Source organism: Streptomyces sp. NBC_01351, assembly GCF_036237315.1.
Classification (GTDB): domain Bacteria; phylum Actinomycetota; class Actinomycetes; order Streptomycetales; family Streptomycetaceae; genus Streptomyces.
In genome coordinates, this window is the sequence record NZ_CP108356.1 from 1515018 (window position 1) to 1529433 (window position 14416).

The 14416-nt window shown below is 73.2% G+C and carries 12 protein-coding genes; 6 read left to right on the forward strand and 6 right to left on the reverse strand.

Translation table 11 applies throughout. From position 1 onward, the window contains the following. Positions 1-104: 104 nt before the first annotated feature. The 3 genes from OG625_RS07070 to OG625_RS07080 are packed head-to-tail and all read right to left on the reverse strand — an operon-like array spanning position 105 to position 2601. Positions 105-995, reverse strand: a complete 891-nt coding sequence (locus tag OG625_RS07070) for a branched-chain amino acid ABC transporter permease (protein WP_329377404.1) — start codon at positions 993-995, stop codon at positions 105-107. Further along, complete coding sequence (locus tag OG625_RS07075) at positions 992-1816, reverse strand: ABC transporter ATP-binding protein (protein WP_329377406.1); 825 nt, start codon at positions 1814-1816, stop codon at positions 992-994. Before OG625_RS07075 ends, OG625_RS07070 begins: the two co-directional genes overlap by 4 nt. Then, the gene (locus OG625_RS07080) at positions 1813-2601 is read right to left on the reverse strand and encodes an ABC transporter ATP-binding protein (protein WP_329377408.1); all 789 of its coding nucleotides are present in this window, start codon (positions 2599-2601) and stop codon (positions 1813-1815) included. Before OG625_RS07080 ends, OG625_RS07075 begins: the two co-directional genes overlap by 4 nt. Before the next feature lie 194 nt (positions 2602-2795). Between OG625_RS07080 and OG625_RS07085 the strand changes: the two genes are divergently transcribed. The 3 genes from OG625_RS07085 to OG625_RS07095 all read left to right on the forward strand — a co-directional run bounded on the left by OG625_RS07085 (position 2796) and on the right by OG625_RS07095 (position 6439). Then, entirely contained in the window at positions 2796-3995 is a 1200-nt protein-coding gene (locus tag OG625_RS07085; RefSeq protein WP_329377410.1) for a PucR family transcriptional regulator, read from the forward strand. A gap of 462 nt (positions 3996-4457) precedes the next feature. Continuing rightward, the gene (locus OG625_RS07090; protein ID WP_329377412.1) at positions 4458-5933 is read left to right on the forward strand and encodes an AlkA N-terminal domain-containing protein; all 1476 of its coding nucleotides are present in this window, start codon (positions 4458-4460) and stop codon (positions 5931-5933) included. Between the two features lie 14 nt (positions 5934-5947). Then, complete coding sequence (locus OG625_RS07095; protein WP_329377414.1) at positions 5948-6439, forward strand: methylated-DNA--[protein]-cysteine S-methyltransferase; 492 nt, start codon at positions 5948-5950, stop codon at positions 6437-6439. A 19-nt stretch (positions 6440-6458) separates the two neighbouring features. Here the strand turns inward: OG625_RS07095 and OG625_RS07100 are convergent, their stop codons facing one another. Next, positions 6459-6887: a hypothetical protein gene (locus OG625_RS07100; RefSeq protein WP_329377416.1), complete on the reverse strand. Its 429-nt coding sequence runs from the start codon at positions 6885-6887 to the stop codon at positions 6459-6461. Positions 6888-6922: 35 nt separating this feature from the next. Beyond that, on the reverse strand, positions 6923-7423 hold the full coding sequence (locus OG625_RS07105) for an NUDIX hydrolase (protein WP_329377418.1): 501 nt from the start codon (positions 7421-7423) through the stop codon (positions 6923-6925). Between the two features lie 273 nt (positions 7424-7696). Here OG625_RS07105 and OG625_RS07110 point away from each other — a divergent pair, with 273 nt between their 5' ends. Further along, positions 7697-8713 carry a glycosyltransferase family 2 protein gene (locus OG625_RS07110; RefSeq protein ID WP_329377420.1) on the forward strand — a complete coding sequence of 339 codons (1017 nt, stop codon included), beginning with the start codon at positions 7697-7699 and terminating at the stop codon, positions 8711-8713. Positions 8714-8771: 58 nt separating this feature from the next. Next, positions 8772-11198: a hypothetical protein gene (locus OG625_RS07115; RefSeq protein ID WP_329377422.1), complete on the forward strand. Its 2427-nt coding sequence runs from the start codon at positions 8772-8774 to the stop codon at positions 11196-11198. 65 nt (positions 11199-11263) lie between these two features. Here the strand turns inward: OG625_RS07115 and OG625_RS07120 are convergent, their stop codons facing one another. Continuing rightward, entirely contained in the window at positions 11264-12991 is a 1728-nt protein-coding gene (locus tag OG625_RS07120; RefSeq protein WP_329377424.1) for a BCCT family transporter, read from the reverse strand. Between the two features lie 143 nt (positions 12992-13134). Between OG625_RS07120 and OG625_RS07125 the strand changes: the two genes are divergently transcribed. Then, entirely contained in the window at positions 13135-14283 is a 1149-nt protein-coding gene (locus tag OG625_RS07125; protein ID WP_329377426.1) for a glycerate kinase, read from the forward strand. Positions 14284-14416: the final 133 nt, after the last annotated feature.

Below are 14416 nucleotides of genomic sequence, written 5' to 3' on the forward strand. Positions count from 1 at the left end.
GGACGGGGTGGGGGGAAGGGCGGCCCGGGCGGCGGCCCGCCGGGGCGGGGCCCGGGACCCGGGGCCCGCCGCTCGCCCCCGCCGGGCTCCCCTCAGGGGTGAGGTCAGACACGGGCGAGCTCCTTCGTGCCGAAGAGGCCGGCCGGGCGCAGCAGCAGGACCACGACCATCACCAGGTACGGGGCGAGGTCGCCGATGCCGCGGCCGAGGAAGGTGAGCTGGCTCTGGTAGCCGGTGGCCATGGCCTCGGTGACGCCGACGATCAGGCCGCCCGCCAGGGCGCCGGTGGTGGAGTCGAGGCCGCCGAGGATGGCCGCCGGGAAGGCCTTGAGGGCGGCCAGCGAGGTGGCCCGTTCCAGGCCGGGGGTGGGGAAGACGGTCAGGAAGAGCGCCGCGACGGCGGCCAGGGATCCGGCCACCGCCCACGCGGCGAGGGAGACCCGGCCCAGCCGGACGCCCATCAGCGCGGCGGTCTCCGGCTTCTCGGCGGCGGCCCGCATGGCCACGCCCCACGCGGTGTAGCGGAAGGCGAGGAGGAAGACGGTGATCAGCGCGGTGGCGGCGACCAGGGCCGCGATCCGGGTCTGCGGGACGGTGACCGGCCCGAGGTGGACCACGGCCGCGCCCCACGGGTCGCCGAGCGCGAGGACGTCCGTACCGATGCGGCGGGTCAGGTCGGTGGTGATCAGGATGTCCACGCCGATGGTGACGATGGCGAGGACGCTGTGGTCCTGGCCGCGGTAGCGGCGCATCACCAGGTACTCCACGGCCGCGCCGACGGCGGCGGCCGAGGCGACGCCCACCGCGAGGGCCGGCCAGAAGCCGATGTCGTCGTGCAGGACCGCGGTGACGTAGCCGCCGGCGAGGAGGAGGGAGGCGTGGGCGAAGTTGACGACCTCGGTGGCCTTGAAGATGACCACGAAGCCGAGGGCGATCAGTGCGTACACGGAGCCCATGGAGAGGCCGCCGAGCAGTAGTTCCAGGAAGGTGGTCACGCGGCCGGGTCCTCCTCGCCGAGATAGGCGCGCACGACCGCCGGGTCGTTCTGCACCTGGGCGGGTGTTCCGCCGCCGATCCGTTTTCCGAAGTCGAGTACGGTCACCGCGTCCGCGAGCCGCATCACCACCCCCATGTCGTGTTCGACCAGGACGATCGAGATGCCGAGGCCGTCGCGGACGCCCGCGACGACCTCGGCGGTGCGCCCCCGCTCGTCGGCCGTCATGCCGGCGACGGGTTCGTCGAGGAGCAGCAGCCGGGGCTCCATGCACAGGGCCCGGGCCAGCTCGACGAGTTTCTGCTTGCCGTAGGGGAGGGAGCCGGCGGGGGCCGCCAGGTCGGCCTCCAGGCCGACGAAGGAGGCGATCTCGCGGACCCGTTCGCGGTGCCGGCGGTCCTCGCGGACGGCGGAGGGCAGCCGCAGGCCGGTGGCGAGGAACCCCGAGCGCATCAGCCGGTGGCGGCCCAGCAGCAGGCTGTCGGCGACCGTGGTGTGCGGGGGCAGGGCCAGGTTCTGGAAGGTGCGGGCGATGCCGAGGGCGGCGACCTCGTGCGGGGCGAGGCCGGTGAGCTCGGCCGTGCCGAACCGGACGCTGCCCGTCGCCGCGCGGTAGACCCCGGAGAGCACGTTGAAGCAGGTGGACTTGCCCGCGCCGTTGGGCCCGATGACGGCGTGCACGCTGCCCGGTTCGACGGTGAAGGAGACCCCGTCGAGGGCGGTGAGACCGGCGAACCGGACGGTGACGTCGGTGACGGTGAGGGCCGGGGTCTCCTCCGGCGCGGCGGGTTCGGCGAGGCAGGGGTCGGCGAGCTTCGTCACGCGGACCACCTGCGGAGGGTGTGGGTGTGCGCGGGGGGCGGGGTGTCCTCGTCGGTGATGCCGAGGTAGCGGCGGCGTACCTCGTCCGAGGCGGCCAGTTCGGCGGCCGGGCCCGACAGGGTGACCTCGCCGACCTCCAGGACGTACGCGTAGGAGGCCAGCCGGAGCGCGAGGGCCGCGTTCTGCTCGACCAGCAGCACCGAGGTGCCCGAGGCGTTGATCTCGGTGATGGTCTCGGCGATGGTGGCGGCCATCTTCGGGGCCAGGCCCAGCGAGGGCTCGTCCAGGAGCAGCAGGCGCGGGCGGGCCATCAGGGCCCGGCCGAGGGCCAACATCTGCTGCTCGCCGCCGGAGAGCAGGCCGGCCCGCTGCCGGGAGCGCGTGGCCAGGACCGGGAACAGCTCGTGGACGCGGGCCAGCGAGCGTGCGGTGTCCGCGCGGGATCCGGCGCGGGCGCCGAGCGCGCCGGCCCGCAGGTTGTCGGCGACGGTCATCCGGGCGAACACCTGCCGCCCCTCGGGGACTTGCACCACCCCGGCGGCGACGGCGCGGGCCGGGCCGAGTCCGTCCAGCGGGCGGCCGTCGAAGCTGACGCTCCCCTGGGTGGCTGCGCCCCGGTGGAAGGCCAGCGTCTGGGACACGGCCCGCAGCAGGGTCGTCTTCCCCGCGCCGTTCCCGCCCAGTACGACCACCACGGCGCCGGCGGGTACGTCGAGCGACACGTCGCGCAGTGCCCGGACCGGCCCGTAGCCGACGGACAGCGCGCGCACCTGGAGCGAGGCCATATCCCCTCCCACTGCTAGGTACTGCTTCGCTTTGTGCTGGCGCACAGACCAGCACCGGGCGGGGCACGCGTCCACGGTCGGAAGCGGAATCGCTGCCGATGACCAGCCGGGTACGGGGTGTGGTTGTGCATCGGCACAAACCTGCCGACGGGACCCCTTACACGCGTGGTCGCGGGATGACATCCTCTGCGGCCATGGGCGAACGCAGGGCGCGCACGGAGGCGGAGTGGTCGGTACTGCAGACGGCGGCCGAGGTGCTGCTGCGGCGGATCCCCGAGCTCACGCAGGAACTGATCGGCGATCTGGCGAAGCACTCCCCGCTCTTCGACCTGGCGGTGCCGCGGGACGAGCACTGGCAGCAGATCAGCGAGGCCATGCGGTACGGCATCGAGGCCTTCGCCGCCCGCCGCACGGACCCGCGCAAGGATCTGGTGTACGCGCAGGAGCTGGGGCGGCGGCGCGCCGAGCAGGGGCTGCCGCTGGAGCTGTTGCTGTACGCGTACCGCCGCGCCGGTCGGCTGACCTGGGACGCGCTGCTGGACATCGTCACGGAGGAGGATCCGGACGCACTGCCGGTGCTGGCCCGTACGGCGGGCGCGATGTGGGTCGGGATCGAGCAGCAGGCCTCCGCGACGGCCGAGGCGTACCGGGCGGGCGAGCTGGAGATGAGCCGGCGCAGCGACGAGCGGGTGCAGGCGCTGCTGGACGCGCTGCTGGCCGGTGACGCGGCGCCGGGCCTGGCGGCGCGGGCGGCGGCGGGGCTGGACCTGCCGGAGCAGGGCCGGTACGCGGTGGTGGTGATCCCGGTGGACCGGCGGGACTCGGTGCACCGGGTGGCTTCGGCGGGCGGGATGCGGCTGTTCTGGCGGATGCGGGCGGAGCAGGAGCTGGCGGTGGTGGCCCTCGGGGCGTCCTCGCTGGACGAGCTGGCCGCGGAGCTCGCCGACCGCTGCCCGGGGCCCGGCGGGATCAGCCCGGTGGTGGACGGTCTGGCGGAGCTGGGGCGGGCCCGGCGGCTCGCGGAGACCGCGCTGGCCACGTGCGGGGCGGAGGAACGGGTGCTGGTGCGGCTGTCGGAGCGGCTGCCGACGGCGCTGGTGGTGCGGCAGCCGGAGCTCGCCGGGGAGCTGGTCCAGGCGGTCCTGGGGCCCCTGCTGGAACTGGACCCTGCGGACCGGGCGGTACTGCTGGAGACGCTGGACGCGTGGCTCGCGGCGGAGGGCTCCGCCGGGCGGGCGGCGACCCGTCTGTACTGCCACCGCAACACGGTCTTCAACCGCCTGCGCCGCCTGGAATCCGTGACCTCCCGCTCGCTGTCCCGCCCCCGCGACCTGGTCGCCCTCACCCTGGCCCTGGACGCCCACCGCCTGGCCGGCGGGCCCCCGCCCACGTAACCCCGCGGCGCCGCTGTCGGGGGCTCCGCCTCCCGAACCCCGCGCCTCAAACTCCCCCAGCCACCGCTGGGAGGTGGCCCGTGGCGAGGCTGGGGGTGCCGCTACGCGGCCTGGGCTCCGCCCAGACCCGCTCCTCAAACGCCGGAGGGGCTGGAGTTGCCCTGCGGGCGGCTCGGGAACAGACGGGCTCAGCCCAAAATCCAGCCCCTCCGGCGTTTGAGGAGCGGGGTACGGGGCGGAGCCCCGGGGCTTTGAGCCGCGTGGGGCAGGCGGCATCAGCCACAATCAGCCTCGCCGGCGTTTGAGGCGCGGGGTCTGGGGCGGAGCCCCAGGAGCCCGGGCGGAGCCGGGGGCGCCTGCGCAGCGGGGCCGCACACGAAACCCCCACCGACCGGCGGAGCCCGTAGGCTTGGTGTCGGAAAACCGCCAGCCCGGAGGGACCGGGGCCGCGATCCTAGGGGCATGCACAACGAAACCGAGCGCTGCGTAAGGGCCGTGCAGTCGAAGGACGCCCGCTTCGACGGCTGGTTCTTCACGGCCGTCCTGACCACCCGGATCTACTGCCGGCCCAGCTGCCCCGCGGTGCCGCCCAAGGTCGAGAACATGACCTTCCTGCCCAGCGCGGCCGCCTGCCAGCAGGCCGGGTTCCGGGCCTGCAAGCGGTGCCGGCCGGACACCAGCCCCGGTTCCCCCGAGTGGAACGCCCGCGCCGACGCCGTCGCCCGCGCGATGCGGCTGATCCAGGACGGGGTGGTGGACCGCGAGGGGGTGCCCGGGCTGGCCACCCGCCTCGGGTACTCCACCCGGCAGGTGGAGCGGCAGCTGAACGCCGAGCTCGGCGCCGGCCCGCTCGCCCTCGCCCGGGCGCAGCGCGCGCAGACCGCCCGGCTGCTCATCGAGACCTCCGAGCTCCCGATGGGCGACGTCGCCTTCGCCGCCGGCTTCTCCTCGATCCGCACCTTCAACGACACCGTCCGCGAGGTCTTCGCCCTCTCCCCCACCGAGCTGCGGCTGCGCGCCGAGAAGGCCAACCGCAACCGGCCCCGGATCCCCGGCACGATCAGTCTGCGGCTCCCCTACCGGGCGCCCCTCAATCCGGACAACCTCTTCGGGCACCTCGCCGCGACCGCCGTCCCCGGGGTCGAGGAGTGGCGGGACGGGGCGTACCGGCGCACCCTGCGGCTGCCGTACGGGACCGGGGTCGTCGCCCTCACTCCGGGGCCCGACCACATCGGATGCCGCCTCGCCCTGACCGACCTGCGCGACCTGACCATCGCGATCAGCCGCTGCCGCTGGATGCTCGACCTGGACGCCGATCCGGAGGCGGTCGACGAGCAGCTGCGCACCGACCCGCTGCTGGCCCCGCTCGTGGACAAGGCCCCCGGACGCCGTGTTCCCCGTACGGTCGACGCGGCGGAGTTCGCCGTACGGGCGGTGCTCGGCCAGCAGGTGTCCACGGCGGCGGCGCGCACGCACGCCGCCCGGCTGGTCACCGCACACGGCGAGCGCGTCGAGGATCCGCTGGGCGGGCTGACCCACCTCTTCCCCTCCCCACAGGCGCTCGCCGAGCTGGATCCGGAGTCCCTCGCCCTGCCGCGCAGCCGCCGCGCCACGCTCACCACCCTGGTGTCGGCGCTCGCCGACGGTTCGCTCCCGCTCGGCATCGACAGTGACTGGGAGGCGGCCCGTACGCAGCTCAACGCGCTGCCCGGCTTCGGCCCGTGGACCACCGAGGTCATCGCGATGCGGGCGCTCGGCGACCCGGACGCGTTCCTGCCGTCCGATCTGGGCGTCCGACGGGCCGCGCAGGGGCTCGGGCTGCCCTCCACCCCCGCCGCGCTGACGGCCAGGGCGGCCGGCTGGCGGCCGTGGCGGGCGTACGCCGTCCAGTACTTGTGGGCCACCGACGCCCATCCCATCAACCACCTGCCCGTCTGAGGAGCACCGTGATCATGAGCACCAAGCAGCACGCCGTCGTCGACAGCCCCTACGGCCCGCTCACCCTGGTCGCCGCGGAAGGCGTCCTGTGCGGCCTCTACATGACCGGGCAGCGGCACCGGCCGGCCGAGGAGTCCTTCGGCGAGCGGGTCGCCGCCACCGAGGAGCCCTTCCCCGAGGTGGTGCGGCAGCTGACCGCGTACTTCGCGGGGGAGCTGACCGCCTTCGACCTCCCGCTGCGGCTGGAGGGCACGGAGTTCCAGCGCAGCGTGTGGGACCAGCTCGTACGGATCCCCTACGGCGAGACGTGGTCGTACGGGGAGCTCGCGGCCAGGCTGGGCAAGCCGAACGCCTCGCGCGCGGTGGGCCTGGCGAACGGCAAGAACCCGGTCGGGATCATCGTCCCGTGCCACCGGGTGATCGGCGCCTCGGGCGGGATGACCGGCTACGGCGGCGGGGTCGAGCGCAAGGTGCGGCTGCTGGAGTTCGAGGCGGTCGGCCGCTAGTGCCGGCGCCTTCCCCGGCTCAGACCACCATCAGCGGGACGAGCAGGGCGAACCCGGCTCCCGCCTCCACGGCGTAGCCGTACAGGGAGGGGTGCTGGACGGGGGCGGCGAGCAGGACCACGCTCTGCTGGGCGGCGGCCGCGGCCACCCAGTCGGCGTCGGCGCCGAGGTTGCCCTGGTACCAGCCCTCGCAGGCGCCGGGGCCGCTGACCGCGAAGAGGTCGTCCTCGCGGCGGTAGAGGGCCTCCCACCCGGCGGCCGGCACGGACCAGCCGTCGAAGTCGGTGAACCGGGCCCAGCCGCCCTCGCGTATCGCGGTGTCGAACAGCCAGACGGGCGTCCCCTCGGGGGTGACCTCCCCGCCCTCCTGCCGGTCGGTCGTGAAGTGGACCATGGGCAGGGCGTCGGGCCCGTCGGCGGTGCTGGGCCAGGCGTACATCGTGATCATCAGCTGATTCTGTCCTGCCGGAAGTAAGCGTCGTGTTACGACGAGGACGGGCGTCGGCCGTTCTCCAGCTCCACCGCGCCCTCTCCCGATTCCAGGACCCGGCAGGCCTCTTGGACGCGCGCCCCCAGGGGTGCGGGGAGGTAGGAGGCAAGTGCGGCGGGCTCGACCAGCTTCCAGGAGAGCAGTTCTTCCTCCTGCAGCTTGACGGAGGCCAGCTGCGCCGCGTCCAGCACTCCGCCGTCGTAGAGGTAGGCGACGAGCGGCGGGCGGTCCGGGCCCAGCGTCCAGTCGACGGCGAGCAGCCGGCCGAGCGGCACGTCGATGCCGATCTCCTCGGCGCTCTCGCGGCGGGCGGCGCTCCGCGGGGACTCGCCCCGGTCGGACTCGATGGTGCCGCCCGGGAGGGCCCAGCCCTCGCGGTAGTTGGGCTCGACGATGAGGACCCGGCCCTCGGCGTCCCGGTAGAGGGCGGCCGCGCCGGCCAGCACCCGGGGCAGGCTCGCGATGTAGGTGGCGTAGTCATCCGTGGTGGTCACCGAGCCACCCTATCCGGGGCCGGGCGGCGGGGCCGGTCCCGTTCGAGCGGGGTCGACACCGACCGTTTCAGATGATGATTGTTCGAACTGATACTGTGACCGCTCGCCCGGGCTGCATCGTTTCCACCTCCACCTCGGCGGGGGAGCCTGCGGCCGGTGGGTCGTCTCCCGGCCCGGCGGCACCCGTTCGATCGGCCGTGCCCGGCCGTTCGGATCGTCGGCGCGACCGCCGGCGGTCTTCCGCTCTCCGAGATTGAAGACAAGCGAACAGTCATGCATGACGCAGCAGCCCCGGCACGCGACGAGGCCACCCAGCCGGTTCCCGTACTTTCGGTAGTCATACCGATCTACAACGAGCAGGAAGCGCTGCCGCTCACGGTGGCCCGCCTGCGTCCGATCCTGGACGGGATGGGCGTCAGCTACGAGGTCGTCGGCATCGACGACGGTTCCACGGACGCCACCCCGGTGATCATGCAGAAGATCCGCCAGGAATGGCCCGAGCTCCGCATCGTGCGCTTCGCCCGCAACTCCGGACACCAGGCGGCCCTGACCGCGGGCATCCACCGCGCCCTCGGCGACTACGTCGTCAGCATCGACGCCGACCTCCAGGACCCGCCGGAGAAGATCACGGAGATGTACGCGCTGGCGCGCGAGAAGGACCTGGACATCGTCTACGGCGTCCGCGGCGACCGCGGCACCGACACCTTCTTCAAGCGCCGCACCGCCGGCGCCTACTACTGGCTGATGCGCAAGCTCGTCGGCAAGAACATGCCCAACCAGGCCGGCGACTTCCGCCTCCTCAGCCGGGCCGCCGTCGACGCCCTGAAGTCCCTGCCCGAGCACCAGCCCGTCTACCGGCTGCTCGTGCCGTGGCTCGGCTTCAGCAGCGGCGAGGTCGTCTACGTCCGCGAGGAGCGGGTCGCCGGAAGCACCCACTACCCGCTGTCCAAGATGGTCCGCCTCGCCCTCGACAGCATCACCAACTTCTCCGCCGGCCCGCTGCGCCTCGCCACCTATCTCGGCCTGATGAGCTTCCTCATCTGCTTCGGCCTGGGCATCTACACCACCGTCCAGTACGCCCTCGGCGCGACCGTCCCCGGCTGGGCCTCGCTGTTCATCGGCATGGTCTTCCTCGGCGGCGTCCAGCTCGTGTGCGTGGGCCTGCTCGGCGAGTACATAGGACGGATCTACTCCGCCGTCCAGGCCAGGCCCGCCTACTTCGTCGGCTACGACTCCGCCGACGGGGACGTCCCCGCGCGCGGCGAGCGGATCCCCGAGCACGCGGCCTGACCCCGGCCGCCCACGACCGGAGCCGCCGACGCACAGCAGGTAGGAAAGAAGAAGACGTATGGGTACAACCGACAGCGCCGCGCCCGAGCGGTCGGAACTCCGGGCGCGGCCGCTGGCCGGACCGTCCCCGTCCGGCACGTCCGGCCGGCCCGGGCCGCACGCCTTCTGGCGGTTCCTGCCGGCGCTCGCCGCCTACCTCCTGCTGGTCTCCCTGCTGCTCGCCACCGACACGCCGGTCGGCGACGTCGCGCGGTACACCTTCTACGCGCTCTGGGGCGTCCTGCTCCCCGGCACCCTGGTCTTCCGGACGCTTCGCCGGCGGCCGCACACCCTGGTCGAGGACCTCGCGTTCGGCGCGCTCACCGGCCTCGCCCTGGAGCTGGTCGCCTGGGCGGTCTTCGTCGGGATCGGCGCCCAGTCGGTCGCCGTCGCGTGGCCGCTCGCCGTGGTGATCCCCTTCGCGGCCGTGCCGCGGCTGCGGCGCCACTGGCGGCCCACCGGCTACTCCAGGCCGTCCCTGGGCTGGTCCTGGTCGCTCTCCGGGGCGGTGATGCTCAGCAGCGTCTACTTCCACCAGGTCTGCCTGTCCCTGTATCCGGTGCTGCCGGACAAGGAGGGCAGCCGGCTCTCCAACGACCTGCCGTACCTGCTGTCGCTCGCCGGGAACGCGAAGCACAACGTCCCGCTGACCTTCCCGCAGGCCGCGGGCGAGCCCCTCTACTACCACTGGTTCACCTTCGCCCACATGGCGATGACCGACCTGGTCGGGCACATCGACCTCGCGGTGATCCAGTCCAGGCTCATGGTCCCGGCGCTGACCGCGCTCGGCCTGGTGATCACCGCCGTGGTGGCCCGGCGGCTCACCGGGCGGGTCTGGGCCGGGCCGCTGGCCGCGCTGCTGGTCTTCGCGGTGTCCGAGTTCACCGCCGTCTACCCCAACCCGGTCGACAGCTGGACCTTCGGTGCGCACGCCGTCCGTCTGATGTCCTGGGCGAGCCTCTCCCAGGCGTACAGCTTCCCGCTGCTCATCGCCCTGATGGGGGTCGTCGGGGAGGCGCTGCGCAGGAGCCGCCGGGGCGACGGGGCCGCCGAGAGCGGTGAGAGCGGTGACCCCGCGCCGCTGTTCGGCCGCCGGGTGTACGTCCTCGTCGCGCTGTTCGCGCTGGCCTCCAGCGCCGCCAAGGCGAGCACCCTGCCCGTCACCCTCGCCGGGCTCGCCCTGGTCGGCCTCGTACTGCTGATCTCGACCCGCCGCATCCCGTGGAACGTGGTCGCGCTGGGCGCGGTCATCGGGGCTTCCCAGCTCTTCGCGACAGCGGTCATCTTCCACTTCGAGAGCTACGGCCTCCAGGTCATCCCGTTCGGCAACGTCAAGCACTACTGGGCGGACCCGCAGCAGCTGCGCTCGCCGGCGTTCCAGGCCCTGGTGGTCACGGCCACCCTGGCCGCCTTCGTGCTGAACCACCAGCTGAAGCTGCTCGGCATGATCCCGCTGATCGCCCGGCGGCGCTTCGCACTGGAGCCGGTCCAGTGGTTCCTGCTCGGTGCCGCCGTGGCGGGCCCGTGTGCCTACCTGCTCGTCAACGGTTTCAACACCAGCTACTTCACCCTCGCCGCGCTGCCCTTCGGGGCCGTGCTCTCGGCGTGGGGCTTCTGCGAGACGTTCGAACGCGCCCGGCTGGGCCCGCGGGCCAAGGCCGCGCTCGCCGTCGGCGCGCTCGTCCTCTCGGCGCTGCTCACCTTCGCGATCCACCGCTACTCCGGCCGCTGGTCGGCGTACGTGATGCGGCTCGCCGGGGACCAGAGCGGCGGCACCTCCTACTCCGTGCTGCTGCCCGCCCTCGCCGCGGCCGCCGCGCTGGCCCTGGCGGCCCTCGTCGGCGCGGTCCTGTGGCGGCTCGGCGGCCGGGTGTGGCCGGCGCTGCGCGGTCGCGGCGGGATCGTCCTGCTGACCGCCGCCCTCACGGCGGGCACCCCCGGGCTCTTCCACGACGTCCTGCAGTCCCGGGAATCCGTGTGGTCGTACTCCTGGGTGATGCCCGGCTCGCAGGTGGAGGCGGCGCGCTGGATCCGCGCGCACAGCGACCCGTCGGACGTGCTGGTCACCAACAGCCACTGCTGGCAGGAGCGCGAGGACCCGAACGCTCCCCTCGCGAAGTGCGACGGCAACACGCGCTCGTGGTGGCTCAGCGGCTACTCGGAACGGTCGGTGCTGATCGAGGGCTGGGCGTACGCGCCGCGGACCATGGCACTGGCGGGGGGCGGGACGGCGTACTACGGCCCCTTCTGGGACCAGGAGCTGTTCAAGCTCAACGAGGACGCCGTCTACCGGCCGACGGCCGAGATCCTGAGCCGGCTCCACGACCGGTACCACGTCCGCTACGTGGTCGTGCACCGCCCGTCGGGCGCCGAGTCGCCGCTGCTGGGCGAGCTCGCGAAGAAGGTGTACGAGACCCGCACGACGGCGGTGTACGAGCTGTCCTGACGCGGCGTGACGCACCACGGCCCCTGCGGGCCCCCGAACAGGGGATCCGCAGGGGCCCTGGTGCTTCACGCCCCCGGGGAGCCCGGGCCCTGGCCGTCCTCGCGGTCTCGGCCCTTGGACTCGGCGACCCGCCGCAGCCTCGGGTGCCGGACCTGGCCCTGCTCGGTGATGGCGTCGCCGACCATGGCCTTGACCGCGTCCCGCATCCCGTGCAGGGCGTGGTGGCGGGCGGGTCCGGCGCCGGGGTCCTCGCGCAACTCCTTCACCAGCGCCCAGCAGAGCACCAGCATCACGACGACGAACGGCAGCGCGACCAGGATGGTGGCCGTCTGCAGGGACTTCAGGCCGCCCGCGACGAGCAGGACCGCGGCGACGGCGGCCATCAGCACGCCCCAGGTGACGACCAGCCAGGTGGGCGGGTGGAGGGACCCCCGGCTGGTCAGTGAGCCCATCACCAGGGAGGCCGAGTCGGCGCTGGTGACGAAATAGGTCATGACCAGGAGCATCGCCACCCACGAGGTGACGGTGCCGAGCGGGAGCGCGTCGAGCATCGCGAAGAGCGAGGCCTCCGTACCGTCCTTGATCTTGGCGGCGAAGTCGACGGCGCCCGTGGAGTCGAGGCGGATGGCGGTCCCGCCCATCACGCAGAACCAGATGACGGTGGCCCCGCTGGGGACGAGCAGCACGCCGACGAGGAACTCGCGGATGGTCCGGCCGCGCGAGATGCGGGCGATGAAGGTGCCGACGAAGGGCGCCCAGGAGAGCCACCAGGCCCAGTAGAAGATCGTCCACGCGCCGAGCCACTTGGAGTCGGTGAAGGCCCCGGTACGGCTGGCCATGGGCAGCAGCTCGTGCAGGTAGCCGCCGACGCTGGAGGGGATCACGTCGAGGACGTAGACGGTGGGGCCGAGGAGGAAGACGAAGAGCATGAGGGTGGCGGCGAGCACGATGTTGATGGTGCTCAGCCACTTCACCCCCTTGTGCAGGCCGGAGAAGGCGGAGAGGACGAACGCCGCCGAGAGGGAGATGATGATGATCAGCTCGACGGAGGTCGAGTCCTCGATCCCCGTGGTGATGTTGAGGCCCTTGGAGACCTGGAGCGCGCCGAGCCCGAGGCTGGTGGCGGTGCCGAAAACGGTGGCGAAGACGGCGAGCAGGTCGATGGCCTTGCCCGCCCAGCCGTTCGCCCGCTCCTCGCCCATCAGGGGCACGAAGGCGGAACTGAGGCGGTTGCCGCGGCCCTTGCGGAAGGTCGCGTAGGCGAGGGCGAGGCCGGCGATGCCGTAGATCGCCCACGGCGTGAGCGTCCAGTGGAAGAAGGAGTACTCCATGGCCGCGAGGGCGGCTTCGCCCGTGCCGGGGGCGGCCCCGGAGGCCGGGGGCGGGTTCAGGTAGTGGGTGAGCGGCTCCCCCACGCCGTAGAACATCAAACCGATGCCCATGCCGGCGCTGAACATCATCGCGATCCACGCGAGGTTGGTGAACTCGGGCTCGGAATCGTCCCGGCCGAGGCGGATCCGGCCGAAACGGCTGATCGCGAGCACGACGCACATGACCAGGAAGATGTCGGCGGCGATCACGAACAGCCAGGCGAAGTTGTCCAGCACCCAGGCCAGGGCGGTGCTCGACGCCGTGTCGAAGGACCCCTTGCCGAGGGCGGCCCACGCGACGACGGCCAGCACGGCGATCACCCCGATGGTGACGACCTGACGGTCGGGCGTGCCGTCGACGGGTCCCTCGGAGCCTCCGCCTGGGCTATCCGGACGTGACTGTTCCAGTGAATCCGAGCTCATGCGGCCACACTATGCAGGCGTATATCCGTATTTAGGGGCATGGCACGCCGTGTGTGTCCCAGGCCACTCATGGGCATAGGAGGATCCTCCGGATAAGCTCATGGCGGCGCGACTGCACTGTTCGATAGCAAGGGAATAGCAAGGTGACGGACGGAGCAGTAACTGAGACCGCGCGCGTGCTCATCGCCGCGGACAAATTCAAGGGCTCGCTCACGGCCGTTCAGGTCGCGGAGCGGGTGACGGCCGGCCTTCGCAAGGCCGTCCCGGACGTGGAGATCGAGACCCTCCCCGTCGCGGACGGCGGCGACGGTACGGTCGCGGCCGCGGTGGCGGCCGGGTTCGAACGCCGGGAGGTACGGGTCACCGGGCCCCTCGGTGACCAGGTCACGGCCGCTTTCGCACTGCGCGAGGGCACGGCCGTGGTCGAGATGGCGGAGGCCTCCGGGCTCCAGCTGCTGCCGGCGGGCACCTTCGCCCCGCTGACGGCCACCACGTACGGCTCGGGCGAGGTGCTGAAGGCAGCGCTGGACGCGGGCGCGCGCTCGATCGTCTTCGGCGTGGGCGGCAGCGCCACCACCGACGGCGGCGCCGGCATGCTGGCGGCGCTGGGCGCGGTGTTCCTGGATGCGAACGGCGAACCCGTCGGTCCGGGCGGCGGCGCGCTGGCCGGGCTGGCCTCGGCCGACCTGTCGGGCATCGACCCGCGCTTCGCGGAGGTCGACTTCGTCCTGGCCAGCGACGTGGACAACCCGCTGACCGGCCCGAAGGGCTGCGCGGCGGTCTACGGCCCGCAGAAGGGCGCGACGCCGCAGGACGTGGCGACGCTCGACGCGGCCCTGGCCCACTTCGCGGTGGTGCTGGAGAAGTCGATCGGCGCGAAGGCCGCCGAGTGCGCGGTGCTCCCGGGTGCGGGCGGCGCGGGCGGCATCGGCTACGGGGCGCTGCTCCTCGGCGCGACGTTCCGCCCCGGCATCGAGCTGATGCTGGAGGTGCTGGGCTTCGCCCCGGCGCTGGAGCGGGCCACGCTGGTCATCACGGGTGAGGGCTCGCTCGACGAGCAGACCCTGCACGGCAAGGCCCCGGCCGGTGTCGCGGCCGCGGCGCGTGCCGCGGGCAAGCCGGTGGTGGCGGTCTGCGGGCGCCTGCTGCTGGGCCAGGAGGCCCTGGAGGCGGCCGGGATCCAGCGGGCGTACCCGCTGACGGACCTGGAGCCGGACCCGGCGAAGTCCATCCCGAACGCGGGTCCCCTGCTGGAGCGGGTCGCGGCCACCATCGCCGCCGACGTTCTCTGACCCCGCGCACCTCTCGGCCGAGGCCCGGCCCCCCGCTTCGGGGGAGCCGGGCCTCGGCCGTTCCCGTACCGGGGCGGGGCCGGGGCCGGGGCCGGGGCCGGGCTGAAAGTGCCGCTGCGCGGCCCCTGGGGCT